This window comes from Mesorhizobium sp. M0047, assembly GCF_040323315.1.
Taxonomy (GTDB): domain Bacteria; phylum Pseudomonadota; class Alphaproteobacteria; order Rhizobiales; family Rhizobiaceae; genus Mesorhizobium.
Map to the genome: position 1 here is coordinate 17,805 of NZ_JAMYUW010000038.1, position 22,294 is coordinate 40,098.

Here is a 22,294-nt window from a genome sequence, read left to right on the forward strand (position 1 = left end):
ATGAGCGGACAGCTCGGCTGACATATGGCTCACTTCAAATCGATGGGGTCAAACTATGCCGTATCTGCAAATTCGGAGTCTTGAGGCGTTGACGGACCTCTTGCACGCAGCAGATCATGCTGAGCGTCTGGATCCGCAAGAGGTGGCAGAGATCTGCCGCCGAGCAGCCGCTGTTCTCGGCGAGTTGTTGGAACGGGATATTGCACCGACACGGTTTGATCCCGCCTGGCCAAATTCATAGCAGGCACCAAATCCAAAGGCACTTGGCCGTGAGATACCACCGTCCGGAACATTTGGCTTGAATGGAAGTTCGATATTGCAACGTACCCAGGTCAGCGAATTTGTCCCCCACCTCACCCACAGATGTACTTGTCCGCAAGCTCCAGAGAATCGCTGAGGTCAAAGAGGTCGACCTCGCAATTTTGAGAGGCATTTCGATCCAGGAGAAGACGTTTCAGGCCAATCAAGACGTCGTGATCGAGGGCGATCGCCCTGTTAATTCGTTCGTCGTTATCGACGGCTTGGTGGGCTCAAGCAAAGTCACGGGCGAAGGCAAACGGCAAATCACATCCTTTTTTGTGGCTGGCGACCTCCCGGACCTGCACAGTCTGCACCTCTCGGTGATCGATTGCACTTTTTCGACGCTCATACCGACCCGGTTAGGCTTCATGCGCCACGATGCTCTGCGCGCCATTTGCGAACAGCACCCCCGCATCGCGACCGCGTTCTGGCGCTCGACGCTGATCGACGCGGCCATATACAGGGAATGGGTCACCAATGTCGGAAGGCGCGAGGCTTTCACGCGTATGGCTCACATCCTTTGTGAACTGATCTACCGCTTGCGTTCGGTAGGACGCATCAAGGACCACATAGCCGACATTCCGATTACGCAGGCGGCGCTTGGAGATGCGCTGGGTTTATCCACGGTCCACGTGAACAGAATGCTTCAGGAACTGCGACGGAAGGGCCTCATCGCCACCTCAGGCCCAACGGTACATGCACTGGATTGGCCAAATCTTGTTCGCGCAGGAGACTTCGATCCGACCTATCTGCACCAAAGGAACCCCGAAGCTTTATAGTGACGGCAGCTCTCTTATGGCAAAATACTTCTTTGACAGTGGCGACAGCAACTCTGTCTTCGAGGACGAGATAGGCGTTGAATGCACAGGAATAGAAGGAGCGCGCCGCGCGGGCATTGAGGGCCTGAAAGACCTGGCGAAAGACGAATTGCGGGATATCGACGGACAGCAACTGTTCGTCGAGGTTCGGGACGAAAATGGTGAAAAGCTTCTGCGGCTCAGCATCTGTCTCCAGGTCAAATCGATGGAATGAGACTTTCCTGGTGTCCCGCTCGCATTGGGAGGACAACTGCGACAACCCCTTCTCCCGAAGAATGAGTAACGATGTAGGTATTCACAAGACCGGTCGGCTGCTGGCCAGCAGGACAACGCGTGTGGAGGCGTGATGAGCACGCGAACAGCATCACTTTGCGTTGGATGAATTCTCCCAAAAGCCATCCTTTCGGGTACCAATGTGTTGACGGGCGAACAAACATGCCCGGAACAAAATGCCCGGCCCATAGTTGGAGCAAGGCAGCGATCCTCCCAGCTGCAGATCGGAAATCCCGATCGCCCGCGCCGCACACTCCAACGGCGCGGGCTTGGATCGCTATCTGTACGGCAGGGTGCCAAGCTGTGGACTTGTTAGCTGGCTTTACGAGGATACTCAGCCCGCTGAATGCTATCCTTGCGCCACCGCGTTTTTCGGCGCGAGAGCGCGTGCGGAAACAACACAGGAACCCGATCCGTCCATCTTGTCGGCGGACGATAGAGAGATCGATGGGCAAGAAGATCAAGCAACGCACCGCGTCCCAGGCAGATCGTGAAAGGGCGATTGAAGCGAGCTTTTTCGCGCGCAGGTGCGGCCTCACCAAACACGAGGCACTCAAGATGCTCAGGGATGCTCGCATCAGGATGAACGGGGAAATCAAAGGGCGCTTCGGCGGTCGCAGATAGAGGTGCAATCGCTATTCGAAACGATCGTCGAGCATGATCTTCTTCACCTCCGACACACATTTTGGCGATCCGCGCATTCTGCGGCTCGACCGCCGTCCCTTCAGTTCGTTAGCAGCGCATGACCTGGCGTTGGCTGCTCTTTGGAACGAAACCGTTGGCCCGCATGATGAGGTCTGGCACCTCGGCGACTTTGCAAAGCATTCGCCCGCGACCGTGTCTTCCCTACTGTCTTCCCTCAACGGCCGCAAGCACCTGATCGTAGGCAACAACGATGGCGCAGCCACCATTGCTGCCGCAGCTTGGGCAAGTGTGAGCCACTATAAAGAGCTCACTGTTGACGGCTGCCTTTTTGTGCTTTGCCACTATCCCTTTCGCACCTGGAACCAGATCGGCAAGCGATCTATAAATCTGCACGGCCATTCGCACGGCCGCTTGAAGCCGATGACGCGCCAGTACGACGTCGGCGTCGACAGCTGGAATTTTCGTCCGGTCAATCTTGCTGCCATCAAAGCCAAGCGTCGTCGACCCTAGCGAAACTCACCGTTTGCGCCGGCAATATCTTCAGCAACCGGCTACCAATCGTCCGCGACTCCATCAAGGCAACCCCGATGGGGCCCTGAAAGGCGCTTCCGTACGCGAGATAAAAATTCGGCCGTCCTTTTCGGGGCACAGGGCTCATGGAGGGTCACCCGTTGGGCCAAGGTTTTCGGTCGAAACAGGGCGAGGCTTTGGTCATGCGTTACTCCTTCCGTGCTCCGACTGGCAGGCCGCGGTGGGGTTCTTCCTCCGAACCCGCATCAATCCTTGCGTGGTTGAGTGCTGGGTCGGAGATGGAGTGCTTTCCGATCCACGCCGAACAATTAGCATCGCCTTAACTAATGTAAATGCACCCGATCCGCCGCCGGGTTATGAACCTCCATCCGACCCGGAGGATTTCCTTCATGCCACTCGAATCGTTGATTGACCAATACATCTGTACTCGCAAACGGCAGGGCCTTTTGTCGACGCAGCTTGCCCTTAGAGCCCTGAAGGAGGTTGTTCCGTCACCTTCGGTTTGTGATGGCCATCTCGTGAACATGATCGCCGAGCGCGCTGTTGCCGCCGGCCTAGTGATACACTTCGACCATTCAGGAGAGAACGTCGGCTAAGCGCTTTCTGCGGGCTTGGCGGTGGTCATACGGTGGCCAGCCACGGACGCCTGTCGGCCGGCTCGCGCTCTCCATCAGGTCGAAGGTGAGGGCGGGAAAAGCCAAATGCAGTTCTCGTAGCGACATCTCCGTTGAGCAACATAGAACGGCCGCCAGATATCGGGCCCGTGGCCGTCCAGCCTGCGGTAGGCCACGAGAAGCTGGGTCGCTAATGTTGCGTTCGCAAACAACAAAAGAGCGATGGCCGACGCGCCGTTACGCACCTGTGTGGTTCCAATTTTCCGGCCAATTGAAACCCCAGATCGCACAGCAGTTGGGAAGCGATAGGTGACTGAACCTTCAGCGGACCAAGCCTGCCGGACCGCGATCGCTAGACTGACCGAACACCCGCAGAGGTACAGCTTTCCGCCCTTGCGTGCGCATACCACGGGTGGAAGCAAGGTCACGAAGCCGATCAATGTCAGTCCGAACTCGAGCAGGCGGATATCGACCGCACGGTGCTGAAATTTGCTGGCGGCGTCGTTCAGCTGCTAGGAACGCACCAGCAATGGAACGAGCCCTTCATGGTTCTGGTCGAGATAGCAGACAATGCGGTCGCCGATGCGCTGGAACGTCAGGTCGACTCTCGCTTGGCCGACCGCCAGATGTCGGATCACGATATTGTCGATGCCTATTGGCAGGCGCGGAAATTCTACGCTGATTTCGCGCTTCCAGCCGTCAATACGAATGCCTAGACAGGCCTGTAGGATCATAAAGGCAGAGCCGGCCGACCACGCCTGCGGCAGGCAGGCAACCGGATAGGCCACCGGCGCATCGCTGGCGGCACGGGTGAAGCCGCAAAACAGCTCCGGCAGCCGCATATTGAAGCGGACAGCCGCCTCGAACATGCTGCTCATCAGCTTCACCACGCTGTCGCGCTCCTGATAACGGGCAAGGCCAGAGGCGCAAATCGCCGTGTCGTGGGGCCATATCGAGCCGTTGTGGTAAGACATCGGATTGAAGGGGATCTCGTCGGCGGCCAGCGTACGAACGCCCCAGCCGCTGTGAAAATGCCCCGACAGGAGCTGCGTCGCCATGGCCTGCGCCCTTTCCGCTGACGGCAACCCGACATAAAGCAGGTGACCGGCATTGGATGCGCGAACTGCGCATTGGCTGCCGTCGCCATCGATGGCCAAAGCATAAAAGTCGCGGTCCGGCATCCAGAAATGCGTCTCCACCGCCTTGCGAACCCTCTCTGCCATAGCCGTCCAGTGCGCCGCCTTGTCATCGTCGCCGCGTTTGGCCGCCAATGCCGCCATGCCCTTGTATGCTGCGAAGACGTAACCCTGCACTTCGACCAAAGCGACCGGTCCCTTGGGAATTGTGCCGTCGGCATGGAAGATTGCATCGGCGCTATCCTTCCATCCTTGGTTGAAGAGGCCGGTGTCTGCCGCCCTGCGGTACGTTACGAACCCCTCCCCGTTGCGGGCTCCGACGTCTTCCATCCATGCAGTGGCAGCTGCCAGTGAATCCCAGATCTTATCGACAAACTCCTCATCTCCGGTCCTATCGGCGTAGGCCGAAGCGAGATAGACATAGAGCGGAGTCGTGTCGACGCCACCATAGTATCGACCGAACGGCAGCTCGCGAAGCACGGCCATCTCGCCCTTGCGCGTTTCGTGCATGATCTTTCCTGGCTCCGCGTCTCCGAAGACGGAAGTCTCGGTCGATTGATAGCGGGCGAGAAACGCTAGCACGCCACGGGCAAGCTCGGGATTGAGCCAGAGCATCTGCAAAGCGGAGATGACTCCGTCGCGACCAAATGCCGTTGAAAACCACGGAATGCCAGCATAGGGATACGGTCCCGTCTCGAGGTCGGTCGTCAGCAGCGCGATGTCGGCACGCGTGCGGGTCAGCCAATCGTTGAAAACGCGGCCGGAACTGAAAACGGTCGCGCCCTGGCGGCGCTTCGACCGCATCGCAAATCGAGCTCGCGCAGCGGCTGCACGAAACCGATCACTGGACGGGACCTCTTCGCCGTGGCCGACCTCCAAATACAGTATCCTGTGGTCACGGCTCGGCACCAGAATGAGGAACTCGGCGTGATTTGGATGGAGCCGATCGGGTTTTATGGAAAACGCGATAACCGACTGACGCGCCACATTGTCGAGTCCTTCATACTTAAACGTGACACTTGACTCACCGATCAGCGCGTCATGGGCGCGACCGCGACGGCTCCGCGTGGTGCCGCGCACCTCGAACATATCCCGGAAGTCCGCGTCGAAGTCCAGCTGGACCGGCAACGAGATCTCGCGGGCGGAGTAGTTGGTAAACGTGATGCGCTCGAACATACGGTCCTGCCAGATGAAACGGGTCCGATCGATGTGGATGGCGCTCGCGGGAGCTTCACCGCCGTCTGGCCCGAGCGCGGCGAGATTGGTCAGATTGGCCGTGAACAGGATATTGTCTTGGGACAAGGAAACGCCAAGCAACGAGGGTATACGGCCGCCGATCCACAGCCGGAAGCGCGACAGCACACGCGTGTCATCTCGGAAGAGGCCGTCGCCAGTGCCTCGTATGTCACCATAGCCGTCGGCAACGATGAAGCAGTCCTCATGCTTCAGTGCGAACTGCCGCTGCGGCTCGCGTGGTGCGGATTCGTCGAGTGGCGGGATCGCGAGCGCTGGATCAAGCTTGTGTTCTTCGACTTCCGTTTTCATATCACCCCTCCTGCTGGTGAGACCAGGTGGTTTAGGCGCGTATCTATTCCGGCTGGTGCCGCTGGCGAAGCAGCCGAGTCAACAATGCCTCATTATCCAACCGCATGCTCGCGGTTTGGACCGCAGAGAAGCCTCAACGGAATTATTGGCAAATAGTTGGGGCATAACTTTGACCCGAGTACGGGAGGAGTTCAGGACCCGGTTAGATACAGATGGCCACATCGGTATGTGCTCTACGCCTCTGCCTGATGGGCCAAACGTTCTCGTTTGCCCTCCATCAGCGACCGATATATCTCGACGTATTCGCCACACATCCGCTCGACCGAGAACCGCTGTTCAAAAGTCTGCCGCACCCGTGCACGATCGAGTGCACCTATGCGTCGGGTTGCGTCCACAGCTTCGTCAAGACCGTTTACTATCGATCCAGAGACGCCATTGTCGATGACCTCTGGAACAGCGCCGCGGTTGAAAGCGATCACGGGGGTACCACAGGCCATTGCCTCGATGGTCACCAGTCCAAAGGGTTCCGGCCAGTCTATCGGAAACAGAAGCGCTGTCGCATTCCCTAGAAACTCCGCTTTTTGCGCTTCGTTGATCTCGCCGAGAAACTCTACGTTCGAATTTCCAAGCACCAAGGGTTCAACGCTCTCCTCCCAAAATGATTTATCCACCTTGTCGACCTTGGCAGCAATCTTCAGCGGCATCCCGGCGCGAACCGCGATCTCTATTGCAGTTTGTGGTCCCTTTTCCGGCGAGATGCGGCCGAGAAACGCGAGATAGCCGGAGCCTTTGGCGCGGAAAGGGAGAACATCGCGAGGAAGCCCGTGATGGACCATTCCGACCCAATTGACCGGAGGCATAGGCCGTCGCTGATCCAAGGAGATCGAGACCAAGGGAATTTGACTGAAGGCTGTATAGAGGTCGGCCAGATCGGCCAAGTCAAGCCGGCCATGGAGAGTCGTTACGGTCTGCCGGGCAAAATCTCGGATAATCGGAAAATGAAGGACATCGACGTGGAAATGCAGCACGTCGAATTCATTGGCTCGTTCACGTACGCGTTCGAGCATCAGGATGTGGTGGGGGATATGGTTCTGCACATTGGGATTGAAACGCAATGCAACGTCGCAACATGGCACCAGTTCAGCCGCAGTGCGTGAATCACCGCTGGCAAACAAGGTCACGTGGTGACCTTGTTTGATAAGCTCTTCGGTCAGGTATGAAACTATCCGCTCGGTCCCACCGTATAGCCGGGGTGGAACGGATTCGGTGAGGGGCGCAATCTGGGCTATCTTCATCTTTACACGTTGCGATTTGACATCCTGGAACCTGAAGTCGTTCCTGCGAACGAAACCGGCCGCGTGTGGCCCTTTTGATATCAGGCTCCTCGATGCCAACTCCCGAAAGGCTCATCTGTTCCTTTAGGATCAGCGCATCTTGGCGCTCCTAAAGAGTACCTAGCCAAGGCTCACCGGGCCGGCGTGCCTGTCCAAAATGCGGGTATTTTTCAGAAGTCCAGCTGTCAGCACCCCCAGCACGACGGCGCAGGCTGACAAAGGCAAGGCCGGTCGTGACCAACTCCACCAGAGAAGCTTCGCCAACACGACAAGAGGGCCCTCGCCCCAGTTCCTTTCGAGCTATCGGCAAGCGTTCGAAATTTTCTCGCCTAACGCATTTCGCGATTTGGCCTGACCTTCGCAACGAAAGCCCCTTGCCTACGTTCCCACTGATGCGAAGCTCCACCAGGAGGACCAGATGCCTAACGACAAAAGCAAGCGAGACTTGCATGATCGCGACCAGCTTTACGCGGAGGACGAGACCGAACTCCGGTATTTTGCCCAGCAGAATGGCGTAACGGCCGACCAGGTGCGCCAGCTGATCAAGAGCTTCGGCAATGATCGCGCTCACCTGATCCAAGCCGCAAGGGCGTTGCGAGGGCTCACACCCGCTGGAGCCGACGAGGTGACCAGAGAAGCCCGCCAGCAGATAACGCCTATGCATCTCGGCAACGATGACGAGCGATAGAAATTGGCGGGCGGTCCGGTTCAGCCGCCTTGGGTCCAATGCATTTCGAGGTGCGATTAGATTTTTGCTTGTGCGACCGCGCACCGCCTGCCGGATCTGCGTGTAGCGCTTCCTCGGGATCGTGCCCGTGAAAATGCACATCCGCGTCTGCCGGCGGATCACCGGTATTGCCGCATTTCTCTACGGCGGACACTGGGACAATCTGGACATCAGGGTCTTGTTTCAGAAGAAGCACTCAGGACAACACCTGCAATCTGGCGAGCTCGCTTTCGCGTTGAGCTCGCCATGATGTGAACTTTCCTGCCGTGAAAGTGGCCGCAGGCCGAGCCCGAGGAAGCTCAGCGCCGTCTCGCCGAGATCATGCCGGGTATGGAAATCGTCGCAGTCGCGATCAGGTGCGACATGAAGCCGGGAATGAGGTGCCGACGGATAATGCGGCTGCTGTGCCGCGGGCCACTAGTGGCCGCCATGTGCGATCTGTGCAGGCGTGACCACTCTCGACCTGCCTTGACGCTGTTGCTACCGCCCATGTCGGCACACGACCCACCAAGTCCATCGTTCGCTCTCCCAGATCTCAGCTGCGAATTATCGCCGGCAGCCCAACCCGCTCGATCGCCGGTTGTTCCTGGAAGGAGGCTTGGCCGGTTTCCGCACGCCGGAACTTTGAAACGGCAATCAGGTTAGATGGGTTGACAGCAATGCTTTGAAAGGACTTCCGACAATGACCGACGCAGCACCTCTTCAGCGAAGCCCGGCACAGGCAAGGGGAGATATCGACGCCGGGCGCGAAGGCGACAAGACCCCCGGCTTCGACCCGGCTGCCGCCCCCGTGGAGACTGACGCTGAATCCGCCGGCAACGCTCCGGTGAGAGCCCCGGCTCCGCCGCGTGACACGCCGAAGTTTACCAACGAGGCGGGCTATGCCAACGCGATGCGCCCGCTGAAGGGCCAGCCCCACATCCAGCCACGCAGATATGGCCGGTCCTGATGATTGCCGCGATCGTGGCGCTGGCCGTTATAGTCTTCATCGGTGCAGCAATGCTGCGTTGAACCCATCGATCGAGCTTCGCGACTCAGCAGTGGCTGGACATTTTTGTTCCTGGTCCAGAAAACTGACGTCGCCCGGGTTCAGGCGCGGACATGCGATGCCCATTGACCATGCATCACCAATTCTTTGCCCGAGACGCCGTCATCGTCGCACGCGATATGATCGGCGCCACGCTGTATTTGCACGGCGTTGGCGGCATCGTCGTCGAGACCGAGGCCTATCGCGCCGATGATCCGGCTTCGCACGCCTTCCGTGGCAGGACCGTGCGCAATGGCGCGATGTTCGGTGCGCCAGGCAGCGCGTACGTCTATCGCTCCTACGGCCTGCATTGGTGCCTGAATGCCGTGTGCCTGCCCGGCAGTGCCGTGCTTGTCCGCGCCATCGAACCGCGATCTGGGCTGGATGCGATGCGCGCCAATCGCGGCCTTGACGATCCCCGGCTGCTTTGTTCGGGGCCGGGGCGCCTTTGCCAGGCGCTGGCAATCGACAAATCGCATGATGGGCTGCCATTGGACGAGCCGCCATTCGAGTTCATGGCGCCGCTCGAACCCAGCGCCATCTTGACTGGCCGCAGGATCGGCATTTCCAAGGCTGTCGACGCGCAGTGGCGGTTCGGACTGCGCGGCTCGGGTTATTTGAGTCGCGAATTTTGATGCTGCGCACTACAACGGTATCGGTGTATGTGCCAGGCGCGGGTGTTATCTGCGCGGGCGCGCGGGCATAGACCGTATATGCCTGGTCCATCCCGGTGCCGGTGCCGCTGGCAGTGTCGGTACCGATTGTGTTCCCCAAACCGTCGTCATGCCAACGTCGCTGTATAGCGAATAGCTCACAGGCTTGGTGCCGCTCGTCATCTTTCGGTTGGCGACCGTGGCGCCGGAACCGGCTCCCGCGCTCAGCCCGACTGTGTAGGGGGTCGAGTTGGTGCAGCGAACCGTGACCGAGCCCGTCGAATCGACATTGACGCCAGCACTCCAGCGGAGTCACGCTGGTGGCCGAGACGTTGCAGTTCGCGTCGATTGTCGCGGTCCAGGTTGAACCGCTGCAGATAGCTTGGTGGGTGCCTGTCGCGCACGCTGCCCCGGTCTTGTAGTCGTAGGCGGCCGCCGGGGCCGTGGTCATGGTCCAGACATACGATCCGGGCCAATTGATCGAGAAGGACGCCGTCGCGTCGTCGACGGCTCCGCTCAGTACGTCCACCAAACCGTACGATTGGCGGCCGTGACCGAGCAGCTCTGAGGCCAAGCCCCTTGCAGACCGCAAGCGAAGAATGGCGAGGATTGGCCGCAGCCGGGCTGTCCGGTGAAGCGAACGCCATAGCCGACCATAGATTCTGAAAACTTGCTACAGTGCTCACCATGGTGTCTGCATATCATGGGGCCGAGATACAAAGCAGGCTCAACCGTCGATACGGCCGCGGCATGGGTGCGGCGGTAAGGCGTTAACCCCCTGGGGTGCCACCGTCGAAACGACGACTGCTCGAGGCGCAACCGCGACCTCCAAGGGGTCGGCTGAAATGTTCGTTGTAGCCGCTGTTCTCAGGTCATCGCCTTGAGCGGCATGGGTCTGTAGGCGCAAGGCAGCAGATCGTCGGCTTGTGGATGGCAGGCGATGAGGTAGCACAGTTTTGGCTCTGGCTCCGCGGTATGCCGCAACTGAACCAACGTCCGGTTTTGTGCAATGGCGGAATCATCACGAGCGGCCGCAATGAGGCCGGTACCGGAACGACGGCTTTCGGGAGCGACTGGGATAAAGCCGCCAGTATAGAGGCCCCTCCGAGGCTATGGTGTGCCGCGCCTTAAGTTGTCGGAAGTAAGCAAGGAGCGGGTGCCAAAGTAAATTTTGACAACTTTATATTCTCGAATCTTAGTCACGTGGGTGAGAAATCCGACCCTACGCCAGATCCGTGCCTCGGCGGGTTCAGGAGCACAGAAAATCGTCAACGTCGGCAAGGCGTTGCGGCTTATGGCGGTGACGCTCGTGCAAAGCAGGTCGACGAGGAGGCGGTGCCGCGGTGTTCAACCGAAGAGCGAGCATGCGGCCGACCGCCGCAGGGCCAGCCTTGATATACGCTGCCCAAACAAGCGCGGAGAGGCTGCAGGTGCTTGCCAACGAGATCCACGCGTTACGGCAGCGCGCAAGGGCGGGCCTCGTTCTGCCTCAAGCCGGCCGGTGGGTGCCAAGAATGCCGCGCCGCTGCTATGGCAATATGGGCAATTGATTAGCATATGCCGTACGACGAAGATTAGCGATTGAACCACGAGGCATCCAACAGGCGGCATTCGGGGATCACAACCGGGCTGTGATCGCCCGGTGGTGTCTCAGTTGACCGGCCTGTCATTCATGAGTCCGCTGAAGCGATTGACCCGGCGGCGAAAACCGTTGCGCTGAACAACGGTTCGAAGCTCAGCTGCGACCGTCTCGTTGTTGCGCCAGGTATCGCATTCAGGGATCGGGCGCTTAGGGGCTATGACGAGGCTGCGATGGAGATCATGCGGCACGGCTGGAATGCAGGGCCGCAAATCAGGCTGTTGTGGAAAGCATGGAGGACGGCGGCCTATAGCAGCCGGCGCCGAGGGCGTTACCAAGTTCGTCCTCGGTTCCATCGGCCGAGGAGTTTCGCCGAAATGGCCGCAAGCGTTCCTAGACTTATTTTCCATCCCAGCGCTCATCCGACATTTAGCGAAACCGGAGCACATCAACCCGAGTGGTCACTCTTGAGCCTGTTCGTGCGATCCATCCTGCGGCCGGAACAATCCTCGTCGCTCGTGGTTTGGATGCACCAAACAAGGAGACCTCTGATGTCTGAATCGCGCGAATGGATGATCCAGTGGCTGAGAGATGCCCACGCCATGGAAGAGCAGGCGGAGACGATGCTGTCTGGACAGTTGAGCCGCATCGAGACCTATCCGGAGCTGAGGGAGCGCATCCGCCTTCATCTCGAAGAAACAAGGCAACAGGCTTCCCGGCTGAAGACCTGCCTCGACCGTATCGATGAAGGATCGTCCACCGTGAAGGACGCGGGCGGCAAGCTCATGGCGCTCGCCCAATCCATCAGCGGCGTGTTCGCCGGCGATGAGGTGATGAAGGGCTCCCTCGCCAGCTACACTTTCGAGCACATGGAAATCGCCTCCTATACAATCCTAATCGCGGCGGCCAACGCCGAGGGCGAGACCGAAATCGTGCAGGCCTGCGAGCAGAACCTCCGCGAAGAGGAGGCAATGGCGGAGTGGCTGAAAAGCCGTCTTGGCCAAACAACCCAGACGTTCCTGACGCGGGCGGCCGCCGACAGCGACAGCGCCAAGCGGTGATGGCCGGGTTGGTTAGCACGAGAAAGGCGACCCGCTCCCGACAGCCGGGACACTGTCGTCCAGGCTGCTCTTCCGTAGTTCTGGAGTTCCGGCGCCGAATTCTCGCCTAGTCGACCGCCGCGTGCTCCTCAAGCCGTCGCTGATACGCAATACCTACCGCAGCCGCGATGGCTAAACCCGCGGCACCAAGAAGCAGCTTGTCTCGCGTCTCCTGATCGCTCAGTGCGCCCTGGACAGCAGATGACGCTTGACCGGCCGCAGCGGCTGCCCCCTCGGCGGCCTCACTGCCGGCCTGCCGCAATTCGTCGACCAGATTCGGCGTCTTGGCGCCCAAATTCCGCACCTTCTCTTTTACGGCGCCAGCCGCTTCCTCCGCATGTTCCTTCACTGTTTCGGCCGTCTTGGCGCTCATTTCGCCGACCTTCTCTGCCAGCTCGACGGATTGCTCCTTCAAGCGCTCTCTGGCGAAAGCGAGAGGGTCGACCTGCCCGTCCAAGCCCGGCTGAATTGAAGGCGTACGCAACAGGCTGAATAGTCCTGCTCCGATCAACGCGGTCGCGATTGGCGGACGGTGAAGGAACCGCCACGCGAGACCAGCCCCAATTACCAATGCGGCGCCAGGATTCGTGGCAGCCTTTGCCTTGAGATCGTCGATGATCTCCAGCGCCGTCGACTGCGCGGTCGATCTTGCTTTCGCGACCAGCGCATCCTTGGCCTCGAGCGCCTCTTGCTTCAGTTCGTCGGTAAACTCGGACACCGTATTTGGCGAGCGCAGCGTCGACAAATCTTCCGCGAGCCTTGCGCGGGCTGCCTCAACGTCGTGTTCGAGTTGGCGGAGATTTGCCTCGCCCATCACGAGCCTCGCTTTCCGCTGGACTGGCCGGATTTGCCGGACCGGGAAGCACCCGGCCGTTGTGACTGATCCGAATTGGCCGATTTATCTGTCGACCGGCCCATGCTACCCGGGGCCGATTGGCCGCGCGATATGCCCGAGGTCGCGGACGGCGACTCAGCCGACCCGGCTTGCTGTTCGCCCGACAAGGTGCTGCCGAACTCGCCAGCCACTTCGCTCACGACATCCTTGAGGCCATCAGCATTAAGGCCGCGCTCCTCGGCAGCGGTCCTGAGCCTTTCGCGCGCCTTCACCGTCGACTCCTTCAACCGTTCGCCGACTTTCTCGGCGCTGTCCGTCAACTGCTCTCCAGCTGGGCCGAGTGTCCGCTTTTCAAAATCCGTGGGGCGGATGGCTGCAGCGACAGCTGCCCCTGTGGCGAGGCCGAGCAGCGCCAGCGTCAGTGGCTGCTCTTCGACTACGCGGTTCACCGTCTCTTGGAAAGTTGATTGGGCCCGTCGCGCGACCCGCTCCGATGTCTCAGTGACGTTGCGTCGCGCCTCGTCGACGTATTCCGACGCGAACGAAGTGTAAGCGCTGGCCGTGGCCGCGACCTTGCCGCCGAGGTCCGAGGCATGCTCCCGTGCATTGTCTGCCGTCTCCGAAGCGTCCTCCGTGCTTTTCGACCGGCGCCCCTGGCCGGCGGTGTTCGAGGACGTTGGGTGAACGCTTCGCTGGCCCTTACTTCCGCGGGTTTCATCAGCGTGATCAAAGCCGCCGCTGGCCCATGCCCCCCTGCGGCGCATCAACAGCGCGCAGCCGGCTGCAACGAGAAGAAGGCCTTCCGGATTGTTTTTGGCGGCTCCGATGAGCCATTCCGCCGTTCCGATGTTGGGCATATGCGCTTCGCGGCTCATGTTAGATGCTCCTTGGTTATCGATATATCCTGTTTGATCTGATGGATTGAGCGCGTGGGCGTCATCTCCTTTTGCGCATCCATGCGGCCCTTGTAGTAGGCGAGTGCTCCAGCTGCGGCCACGACGCCGGCAACGATCAGGCAGGACCAGTGCATTACGATCCCAAAGCTAGCTATCCAGAAGACGACGGCTTGCACTGTCAGCAATGCAGCGATCAGCCCAAGCACCCCGGCAGCGGACATCCAAATGCCGGCCCGAAGCTTGGCAAAAACGTTTTCAGACAGCTCCGCCCGGGCCAGCCGCAGCTCCTTTTGCACGAGGTCGGCAAGATCCGCCGCGGCGTCGGATAGTGCTCGTGGGAGCGTGGAATTCTTGAGCTGATCATGTGCCATTAAATTCGCTCGCTGCTTGCCGGTTGCGCCCGCGCACGGACTCATTGGAGCGTGACGACGCCGGCGGCGCGCTCTTCAGCGTCCGAAATGTCAAAAACCCCGCAAGGGCAGCAAGCCCAAAAACCAATCCGGGCTGGCGCCTAGTCAAATCGGAGGCGGCGCGGACCAGCTGATCGACCGACTGGTCCCGCAGATCGTCTGCGTAACCATCGATCCTGTTCGCAAACGTACGAACCACACCGGCGACTAAGGGCGCGCTTTCGTCGAGGTCCTCGGCTGCGCGTTTCGTCGAACTCGCGAGCTGGCCCATCACCTCGGCACTGCTGCCGACCTGACGGTCGAGCATTTCCTTCACCTGGTTGGTAACTGTTGACGCACTATCCGAGGCCGCCTCCTTGGCCGTATCAACTGCTTGTTGAGCCATGTCGGAGGCTTTCGAGAACGCGTCGCTCACGGTTGCCCCAATGTCCTTGTTTGCAATGTCCTCATCAGGTGTTTTGGTCGCGGATTCTCGTTCCTTGTTTTGTCTGTTCATGGTTTCCTCCATTGACAGGCAAAACTGCGGCAAAACCTTTTAGTTCCGTGGAGCTGCTCAAAGAAGCTACCCTTGCGCGCGGATACGTCTCAGCACAGTCCAAAGTGCTTCCACGAAAGTGGCTTCCCGGCTGTTTCATAGGAGCCAACCATCACCGGTCTCGCCTCGCGAAGCTATCGGCAGCGATCCCTGCGGCAGCCCGGACCAAGGAGCGGTATTTCGCCGTCCAGTCATGCCCCCGGCGGTAGGGTCTCAGTTTGGGTTTCGGCTGTGGTTGGAAGCGGACTGCTGAGACCGGACCTAGCGGCTTGCCCCGCCACCCGGGCTATCACGGGGTGGCGGGCCTCCGACTCCCCCCGTGGTGTGGACGCGCCGTGACGACTATCCCTAGGTAGTTGCCCGCCGTGCGTGTATCGACTGCACATTCGCCGCGGAGGTGCGTAGTCTGCGCCGTTGAACGGACACCGATAGGCCCGACAAGTACGCTGGATATTCGTGGAGCCGGCTTTCCGTGCCACCACGCGACGGCAGGGTGGATAAAAGTCGGCGTTCCTTTCAATTTGCCACTCAGAGGCCGACCTGCCGCAGTGGGTCTCGCGGTGAAGCGGTCTCCCGACTCGAACCCCCGATGGCGAGCGAACGTTTCCGATGATCACGTTTGTCCCACAGCGTGACCGGGCGTCCCAATCTCTTTCATAAGCACGCGCAATTCGGCCGGAGGAATAAGACAGAAAGTTCGAAGAGCTTCCAAGAACCAAGAACCCCTAGGCAAACCGAACGCGGCGGCGGACAATGAAGGTCACGGATATCTCGGCGGACATCCGCGTTGGCGCGGTCAATATCGTCGGCAGAAGAGCGTCCGAAAAGGGCTATCGGCGGCTCCGTCGGGGGAACGAAAAAGAAGGGAAGCAGAACGTGTGCGATTTTTGCACGCAACATCTCGTAACTATCGGATTTTATTACTATTCCGCCCCATCCAGCATGGGTGCAATAGCCAGGCTATGGTCTTGATTTTTCAGCATTTTTTCTTTAACATCAATTTGGTAGACGCAAGCGCGGCCACGCCACTTTACGCCAGAATACGACCCTTTTCGCCACGTTTCGATCTTTCAGTGCACACGGAGCGCACACGAAAAAATGGCCACCTACACAAAACTCTCGTCCGGCTCCTGGCGTGTGCAAGTCCGTCGCAAAGGTCGCTACGCCAGCGAGACCTTTCTGAGGACGCACGACGCTGGGCAACCGAAACCGAGCGCCAAGTCGATCGCGGTGAGACGCCGACAAAGTCCCGTATAGCGCGCCTGAAAACCTTCGGCGAACTCCTCGACCTTCATATCGACGACATGTGCGATGTAGGCAAGTCCCCTCGCCGCTCCAAGGCCGCAGCCCTCGATATGCTCCGAAGACATCTGGGGAAGTGCAAAATAGTAGCCCTGGATCGCGAACGGCTCATTCGTTTTGGTCGGGACCGGGCCGACCAAGGCGCCGGACCGATGACTCTCGGTATCGACATCGGCTCTATAAAACTCATTCTGGCTCATGCCGCTGCAGTTCACGGCCTGCCCGTCAAGGTCGAACCAGTCGATCTCGCGCGTATCGCCCTCAAGAGACTTGGCCTCATTGGGAAAGGCCACCAGCGCGACAGACGGCCGACGCAGGATGAACTCGACAGGCTCATCGGTCACTTCGATGCAAACCCTCGTCAAATTGCTCCGCTTAGCCAGATCATACGTTTCGCCGTCGCAACCGCGATGCGCCAGGAGGAGATCTGCAAGGTGCGTTGGTCCGACCTGGAATCTCGCACGCGGATGCTTCTTATCCGTGATCGGAAAGACCCTCGGAACAAGAACGCCAACAATCAGCGCATACCGCTATTCGCGGCAACTGGATACGATGCTTGGGCCATTGTCGAGGAGCAGCGGGCAAAGCGTAGCAACGACGATGATCGAATTTTCCCATTCAATCATAGGTCAGTCGGCACCGCCTTCCGTCGGGGATGCACTGACCTGAGCATCCACGACCTACATTTTCATGATTTGCGGCACGAAGGAACGAGTCGGCTTTTCGAGGCCGGATTCACGATCGAACAAGTTGCGCTGGTAACTGGGCACAAGGACTGGAAAATGTTGAAGCGCTACACCCATCTGAAGCCGGAGGCTCTCCACGCGCTGTTGGCAGCGCGCGCCGCATAGATGTGAGTGTCAAAAGGTTCTTCACGATAGAACAAGTCGCTTTGGTCACGGGGCACAAGGATTGGAAGATGTTGCGTCGATATTCGCATATCAAGCGGAAACCCTGCACACGATCCGAGTTGCGAGGGCAGCCTAGTGAGAGGCGAGATCGAATACGGCCTCCGGATCGCTGGGCATTATAAGATCCAGCAATGGTCTTAGGACTGCCAGCGTCACCAACCCGCATCAGCGTGGCGGAGTTGTCGGCGATGAGCTTGCGTTGATCTGTGAGGTTGGCTAGCTGTGAGCGGCTATCGTCCTACCCTATTCGGTCGGGCTCACGGCGAACAGAAACTGGCCGGCCGAGAAGCTCTGCATCGTTAGAAGCGCTGGTTTGCATCTCACTCGCCCGCACAGTCGGCCTTGATCGGATATTATGTTAGTCGTGCCCGGGTCGTGCGCGGCGTCGCCAGGAGCAGACTAGTTTCGCTGCCCGTTATGCCGGCTATGAGCCGGATGCGCCGCAGCACCGCATCGAAATCGGTCAGTGATGCGGTCCCAAGCTCGACCACCAGGTCCCAGCGGCCATTGGTGGTGTGGATGGTCGAGACTTCAGGGAAGCCGCCCAGCGCCCGGACCACGCGGTCAGCGGCGTGGCCCTCAATCTCAATCAGCATGATACCTCGGATGCGCTGATCAACGGCGTCGGCGCGCAGCACCACCGTGTAGCCGATGATGTCGCCGGATCGCTCCAGCCGCTCCATCCGTGCCCTGACTGTGGCGCGCGAGACGCCGAGGTCGACGGCGAGGTCAGACACGCTGCGCCGCGCATCATGCCGAAGCAAGGTCACGAGCCGTTCGTCCAGCGCATCCATCGGGATTACCATTTTGGTCAATTTCGCTGCTATTACGATAAACAATGCTTTTCGAATTGCCAATTCTGCCTGTTCATATCGCCGGCTCGCCATGATCTCCTCGCGGGTCATTCGAACTTGGTCAGCGGGAAAACAAGACAATGCGTTGCAGAATCGTCGGGGCGCCAGTGCAGGATGGCGCTGGCAGGATGGGATGTGAGATGGGGCCAAGTGCGCTCAGGACGGCCGGACTTGCTGAAGTGCTGTCCGGCCTCGGCCACGCTGTCGAGGATATGGGGGCCGTCCAGGCAACTCCGGCGAGGCGCGTCGTGCATGGCAATTTGGCACTGAAGGCCTTGCCCGAGATATCAGCCTGGACATCCGCGATTGCTCACGCCGCCTATGCCGCGAGCGAGGACGCCATGCCTATCTTTCTCGGCGGCGACCATTCGATATCCGCCGGGACCGTATCGGGCATAGCCCGCCGCGCTGCCGAAGCCGGACGCCCGCTGTTCGTGCTGTGGCTCGACGCGCATCCGGACTTCCACACGCTCGACACCACCGCCAGCGGCAATCTGCACGGCGTTCCGCTCGCTTACGCCAGCGGCCAGCCAGGTTTTAGCGGCTATTTTCCGGATCTGCCGGCTGCGGTCGATCCCAAGCGCATCTGCACCATGGGCCTGCGCAGTGTCGACCCGGCCGAGCGCCACGCGCTCAACCAGGCGGGCGTGACCGTGCACGACATGCGCGCCATCGACGAGCATGGCATCGCGCCGCTGCTGCGCGCCTTTCTGGCGCGGGTATCTGCAGAGGACGGGCTGCTGCATGTCAGCCTCGACGTTGACTTCCTCGACCCGTCCATTGCGCCGGCTGTCGGCACCACGGTTCCCGGCGGCGCGACGTTCCGCGAGGCGCATCTGGTGATGGAGATGCTGTCCGACAGCGGCCTCGTCTCCAGCCTCGACCTGGTCGAGTTGAATCCCTTTCTGGACGAGCGCGGCCGAACCGCGACGCTGATGGTCGACCTGACGGCGAGCCTGATGGGCCGCCGCATCATGGACCGCCCCACCCGCAGCCATTCCGGGAGCTTTTGATCATGGCCACGGCAAAGTTGAACATCGTCCCCTTCGTCAGCGTCGACCGGATGATGAAGCTGGTGAACGCCATCGGCGTCGAGCGCTTCCTGACCGAGCTCGCCGGCTACATCGAGCAAGACTTCCGTCGCTGGGAACTTTTCGACAAAACGCCTCGCATCGCATCGCACAGCCATGACGGGGTCATCGAACTGATGCCTACAAGCGATGGGCGGCTCTATGGCTTCAAATATGTCAACGGCCATCCCAAGAACATGCGCCAGGGTTTGCAGACGGTGACTGCCTTCGGCGTGCTCGCCGATGTCGGTAGCGGCTACCCGATGCTGCTCACCGAGATGACCATACTGACGGCGCTGCGTACCGCCGCCACATCCGCTGTCGCGGCCAAGTATCTGGCGCCGGGCGGCGCGCGCACCATGGCCATCATCGGCAATGGGGCCCAATCGGAATTCCAGGCGATCGCCTTCAAGGCGCTGACCGGCATCGACAGGCTCAGGCTCTACGACATCGATCGATCGGCCTCGCGGAAATGCGCGAAGAACCTGGCTGGCATGGGATTTGACATCACCATCTGCGCATCCGGGCAGGAAGCGGTTGAAGGTGCCGGGATCATCACGACCGTCACCGCCGACAAACAGTGCGCCACCATCCTCACCGACAACATGGTCGGCTCCGGCGTCCACATCAACGCCGTCGGCGGCGATTGCCCCGGCAAGACCGAACTGCACAAGGACATCCTGCTGCGCTCCGAGATTTTCGTCGAGTTCCCGCCGCAGACACGCATCGAGGGCGAGATCCAGCAGCTGGATCTCAACCATCCGGTGACCGAACTCTGGCAAGTAATCGCCGGCAAGATGCAAGGCCGGAGAGACGCCAAGCAGATCACGCTGTTCGATTCCGTCGGCTTCGCGATCGAGGATTTTTCGGCCCTGCGCTATGTGCGCGACCAGTTGCAAGCGACCGGTCTCTACGAGGAGCTCGATCTGCTGGCCGATCCCGACGAGCCACGCGACCTTTTCGGCATGCTGCTGAGGGCAGCCCTGAAGCCGGCCGCATAAAAGGCTCGCTTAAAACTGCAGAGACGGTATGGTTCCCATCAGAGGTCACCACGGGCGACCCTACGTTTCAGGTCGACAGCGTTCAGGAAGACCACGAGACCATCGGCATACTCCATGTCGAGGTCGACGGCTTGGTGGCCTTCGTACACACGCGCCGACCCCCCGTGCCCATCAGGTTCCACGACAAGAGGCACGGCCGGTTCCGTGCGTTGGCAGCTCGCGGCAATCCCTATCTGCGTGGTCGTCCCATGCAAAAAGCCCGTCGCTTCGGGGGAAAGCGACGGGCTTTTGTAGGGCGGTATTGTAACATAGCCGCTCCGTAATGATGACTGGCACCGGTGAACATTCGATTAAAAAGCCCGCCAACCTTTCGGCTGACGGGCATAGCTAGGACTGGCTAGGATCTACCCAGCACCGGCTTGGTATCTTGGCAGAGCAGTTGATTGCAAGATCAGGCTGGCACAATTTTGGATTGGACGGCTGAATCAAACGCCCGGCGACGGAAGCCCGAGAGTAGGCCCGCGCCCAAGCTCGGGGCAAAGGCGGGCCCGGCCAAGGGTCGCGCACCTTGACCAGCAGCGAGGGGTGCTGCCGCCAGAGAAACCAGTCGCTAAATATTAGATTCCGCTAATGTGATCAAAAATGCCCACACCCGACATAAGCATGGGTGGGCGGGTCTTGGAGTGGCTAGGAATCAACCCAGCACAGGTCAACGAGCGGCGGAGGGCTGGTTGCGCTCATCGTTCACCGGCATTTTACCTTACGCGACGTTTCCCGGGCGTTGACGGCATGGTAAGCCGACCACAAGGACGCGGTGCGGTTCGATCGGGAGATGGGGGCATCACTCGGTCGGGCCAGGCTCAGGCAGGGCTCCGCGTCCGCACCATTTCAAAATTCGGGCATAGGTCAACGAGCGGCGGAGGGGTTGGTTGCGATCACCTATTGCGCCCGAAATTTTCGTGGACCGCGTAGCCTTGACGCACCGCCTCCGTTGGCAGTTTCTCCATAACCTTCCGCTTGGATTCGTCGATCGCAATCTCCCGGCGAATTGCCAGCGCACGACGGATTATGGCGGGTCCGCCCTCCTGCCCAATTGCGCTTGCACCTTCATTGCTGTGCGGTGCCGCGCCCGAACTGGTTCATGCAGAGTTTCCTGACCCATGCGCCAGCCGCGTTCCATCGTAACTTCTTGTCTTGTGCACCTGGTGCGCTTTGCTGTAGCGAGGCTGCTGACGCAGATCGGGCTACGGCACCTGAAGAGCAGATGAAAGGTCGGCCAAATGCCTGAAGATCTTATCGAGTCCGACGTGGAATTGCTGGAGATGACCGCTGACATCGTTTCCGCCTATGTCAGCAATAACCCGGTTCCAGTTGCGGAACTCGCCCGCGTAATTGCCGATACCTATGAGGCGATCAGCAAGCTGCAGGGCGCGCGCCCACCCAAAGCGGAAGAGAAGCCTACACCCGCTGTCCCGATCAAGAAATCGGTGACGCCCGATTTCATCATCTGTCTGGAAGACGGCAAGAAGTTTAAATCGCTCAAGCGGCACTTAGGCACCCACTACGATCTGACGCCAGATGCGTACCGAGCGAAATGGGGCCTGCCCTCCGATTACCCAATGGTTGCGCCGAACTATGCCGCGGTGCGATCCGCGATGGCGAAGGCGATCGGCCTGGGACGGAAGGCCGTAGAGCCTGAACCCGTAACGTTGCCGGCGCCGGCCAAGCGCCGCAAGATCGGCATCAAGACAACCTGACATCCGGGCTATTTTGCACAAAAGCCCGCATTCTGTTCAAATCTTCGCGCTGAAAATTCTCGGCCAGCGAATCCTCCTCGATCGGGACCGCGCTGTGAGCGTCGCTGACAACGCAGGGAACTGGCTCGGTCTTGATCATGCGCTTCTGCTTGACCAGCAGTTCCAGCGCGCGATAGCGGCGCCCGCCAGCCGGCACCTCAAACATGCCGGTCTCGTTACCCTCGCCATCCAGCACGGCCGGACGTTGAGGCTCTGGAGCAGGCCGCGCCGTGCGATCGACGCGGCGAGGTCCTCTATCGTTTCCCCGCGCTTGATGCGCCGGACATTGGACTGGCTCAGCATCAGCTTGTTGAAGGGGAGGTCACGTGAAGCGTTGAGGGTGATCGTCTGCTTGGGCGTAGCCATGGGATTATCTCCGCGACGGGGCGACCGAGACTCTCT

Annotated in this window: 21 protein-coding genes and 3 pseudogenes; 14 read left to right on the forward strand and 10 right to left on the reverse strand. The window is 59.9% G+C overall.

All coding sequences use genetic code 11. From position 1 onward, the window contains the following. The first annotated feature begins 341 nt into the window (after positions 1-341). From NKJ89_RS27380 to NKJ89_RS27400, 5 genes are all read left to right on the forward strand, one after another. Positions 342-1,079: a Crp/Fnr family transcriptional regulator gene (locus tag NKJ89_RS27380; protein WP_352486200.1), complete on the forward strand. Its 738-nt coding sequence runs from the start codon at positions 342-344 to the stop codon at positions 1,077-1,079. 16 nt (positions 1,080-1,095) lie between these two features. Then, on the forward strand, positions 1,096-1,332 hold the full coding sequence (locus NKJ89_RS27385) for a DUF6894 family protein (RefSeq protein WP_031260977.1): 237 nt from the start codon (positions 1,096-1,098) through the stop codon (positions 1,330-1,332). 506 nt (positions 1,333-1,838) lie between these two features. Then, positions 1,839-2,015, forward strand: a complete 177-nt coding sequence (locus tag NKJ89_RS27390; protein ID WP_023761985.1) for a hypothetical protein — start codon at positions 1,839-1,841, stop codon at positions 2,013-2,015. Between the two features lie 33 nt (positions 2,016-2,048). Then, positions 2,049-2,546: a metallophosphoesterase family protein gene (locus tag NKJ89_RS27395; RefSeq protein ID WP_023761986.1), complete on the forward strand. Its 498-nt coding sequence runs from the start codon at positions 2,049-2,051 to the stop codon at positions 2,544-2,546. 410 nt (positions 2,547-2,956) lie between these two features. After that, the gene (locus NKJ89_RS27400) at positions 2,957-3,163 is read left to right on the forward strand and encodes a hypothetical protein (RefSeq protein ID WP_352486199.1); all 207 of its coding nucleotides are present in this window, start codon (positions 2,957-2,959) and stop codon (positions 3,161-3,163) included. 530 nt (positions 3,164-3,693) lie between these two features. Here the strand turns inward: NKJ89_RS27400 and NKJ89_RS27405 are convergent. Then, the gene (locus tag NKJ89_RS27405) at positions 3,694-5,862 is read right to left on the reverse strand and encodes an amylo-alpha-1,6-glucosidase (RefSeq protein ID WP_023761988.1); all 2,169 of its coding nucleotides are present in this window, start codon (positions 5,860-5,862) and stop codon (positions 3,694-3,696) included. A 233-nt stretch (positions 5,863-6,095) separates the two neighbouring features. Further along, positions 6,096-7,157 carry a glycosyltransferase family 4 protein gene (locus NKJ89_RS27410; RefSeq protein WP_031260979.1) on the reverse strand — a complete coding sequence of 354 codons (1,062 nt, stop codon included), beginning with the start codon at positions 7,155-7,157 and terminating at the stop codon, positions 6,096-6,098. 457 nt (positions 7,158-7,614) lie between these two features. Between NKJ89_RS27410 and NKJ89_RS27415 the strand changes: the two genes are divergently transcribed. Then, on the forward strand, positions 7,615-7,884 hold the full coding sequence (locus NKJ89_RS27415; protein ID WP_023761991.1) for a DUF3606 domain-containing protein: 270 nt from the start codon (positions 7,615-7,617) through the stop codon (positions 7,882-7,884). Between the two features lie 127 nt (positions 7,885-8,011). Next, entirely contained in the window at positions 8,012-8,173 is a 162-nt protein-coding gene (locus NKJ89_RS27420; RefSeq protein WP_198032274.1) for a hypothetical protein, read from the forward strand. Between the two features lie 23 nt (positions 8,174-8,196). Here the strand turns inward: NKJ89_RS27420 and NKJ89_RS27425 are convergent. Next, positions 8,197-8,327 (reverse strand): annotated as a pseudogene (locus NKJ89_RS27425) (ABC transporter permease); the annotation flags it as partial. Between the two features lie 278 nt (positions 8,328-8,605). Here NKJ89_RS27425 and NKJ89_RS27430 point away from each other — a divergent pair. Both NKJ89_RS27430 and NKJ89_RS27435 read left to right on the forward strand, forming a co-directional pair. Continuing rightward, positions 8,606-8,872, forward strand: coding sequence for a hypothetical protein (locus tag NKJ89_RS27430; RefSeq protein WP_502904163.1), 267 nt, complete (start codon positions 8,606-8,608; stop codon positions 8,870-8,872). A gap of 170 nt (positions 8,873-9,042) precedes the next feature. After that, positions 9,043-9,585 carry a DNA-3-methyladenine glycosylase gene (locus tag NKJ89_RS27435; protein ID WP_352607190.1) on the forward strand — a complete coding sequence of 181 codons (543 nt, stop codon included), beginning with the start codon at positions 9,043-9,045 and terminating at the stop codon, positions 9,583-9,585. Positions 9,586-9,652: 67 nt separating this feature from the next. Here the strand turns inward: NKJ89_RS27435 and NKJ89_RS27440 are convergent. Further along, a pseudogene (locus NKJ89_RS27440) lies at positions 9,653-9,840 on the reverse strand (spore coat protein U domain-containing protein); the annotation flags it as partial. 1,893 nt (positions 9,841-11,733) lie between these two features. On the opposite strand from NKJ89_RS27440, the gene NKJ89_RS27445 reads away from it, so the two are divergent. Further along, positions 11,734-12,243: a ferritin-like domain-containing protein gene (locus NKJ89_RS27445; protein WP_352486297.1), complete on the forward strand. Its 510-nt coding sequence runs from the start codon at positions 11,734-11,736 to the stop codon at positions 12,241-12,243. A gap of 106 nt (positions 12,244-12,349) precedes the next feature. On the opposite strand, the gene NKJ89_RS27450 is transcribed toward NKJ89_RS27445, so the two are convergent. The 4 genes from NKJ89_RS27450 to NKJ89_RS27465 are packed head-to-tail and all read right to left on the reverse strand — an operon-like array spanning position 12,350 to position 14,919. Further along, the gene (locus tag NKJ89_RS27450; RefSeq protein ID WP_023761996.1) at positions 12,350-13,096 is read right to left on the reverse strand and encodes a hypothetical protein; all 747 of its coding nucleotides are present in this window, start codon (positions 13,094-13,096) and stop codon (positions 12,350-12,352) included. Continuing rightward, positions 13,096-13,992 carry a hypothetical protein gene (locus tag NKJ89_RS27455; RefSeq protein ID WP_023761997.1) on the reverse strand — a complete coding sequence of 299 codons (897 nt, stop codon included), beginning with the start codon at positions 13,990-13,992 and terminating at the stop codon, positions 13,096-13,098. The genes NKJ89_RS27450 and NKJ89_RS27455 overlap by 1 nt, the downstream gene beginning before the upstream one ends. Then, complete coding sequence (locus NKJ89_RS27460; RefSeq protein WP_352486197.1) at positions 13,989-14,384, reverse strand: phage holin family protein; 396 nt, start codon at positions 14,382-14,384, stop codon at positions 13,989-13,991. The genes NKJ89_RS27455 and NKJ89_RS27460 overlap by 4 nt, the downstream gene beginning before the upstream one ends. After that, positions 14,374-14,919, reverse strand: a complete 546-nt coding sequence (locus tag NKJ89_RS27465; RefSeq protein ID WP_031260981.1) for a hypothetical protein — start codon at positions 14,917-14,919, stop codon at positions 14,374-14,376. Before NKJ89_RS27465 ends, NKJ89_RS27460 begins: the two co-directional genes overlap by 11 nt. Positions 14,920-15,926: 1,007 nt before the next feature. Here NKJ89_RS27465 and NKJ89_RS27470 point away from each other — a divergent pair. After that, on the forward strand, positions 15,927-17,111 hold the full coding sequence (locus tag NKJ89_RS27470; RefSeq protein WP_352486196.1) for a site-specific integrase: 1,185 nt from the start codon (positions 15,927-15,929) through the stop codon (positions 17,109-17,111). A gap of 413 nt (positions 17,112-17,524) precedes the next feature. Here the strand turns inward: NKJ89_RS27470 and NKJ89_RS27475 are convergent, their stop codons facing one another. After that, positions 17,525-17,965, reverse strand: a complete 441-nt coding sequence (locus NKJ89_RS27475) for an Lrp/AsnC family transcriptional regulator (RefSeq protein ID WP_031261243.1) — start codon at positions 17,963-17,965, stop codon at positions 17,525-17,527. A 140-nt stretch (positions 17,966-18,105) separates the two neighbouring features. Here NKJ89_RS27475 and rocF point away from each other — a divergent pair, with 140 nt between their 5' ends. The 3 genes from rocF to NKJ89_RS27490 all read left to right on the forward strand — a co-directional run bounded on the left by rocF (position 18,106) and on the right by NKJ89_RS27490 (position 21,853). Then, positions 18,106-19,038: an arginase gene (gene rocF, locus NKJ89_RS27480; RefSeq protein ID WP_352486195.1), complete on the forward strand. Its 933-nt coding sequence runs from the start codon at positions 18,106-18,108 to the stop codon at positions 19,036-19,038. Between the two features lie 2 nt (positions 19,039-19,040). Further along, a complete protein-coding gene (gene ocd / locus NKJ89_RS27485) occupies positions 19,041-20,096 on the forward strand; it encodes an ornithine cyclodeaminase (protein ID WP_352486194.1) in 1,056 nt (351 codons plus the stop codon). A 1,280-nt stretch (positions 20,097-21,376) separates the two neighbouring features. Then, entirely contained in the window at positions 21,377-21,853 is a 477-nt protein-coding gene (locus tag NKJ89_RS27490) for a Ros/MucR family transcriptional regulator (protein ID WP_352607170.1), read from the forward strand. Between the two features lie 19 nt (positions 21,854-21,872). Here NKJ89_RS27490 and NKJ89_RS27495 read toward each other — a convergent pair. After that, positions 21,873-22,258: pseudogene (locus NKJ89_RS27495) on the reverse strand (ParB/Srx family N-terminal domain-containing protein); the annotation flags it as partial. Positions 22,259-22,294 lie beyond the last annotated feature (36 nt).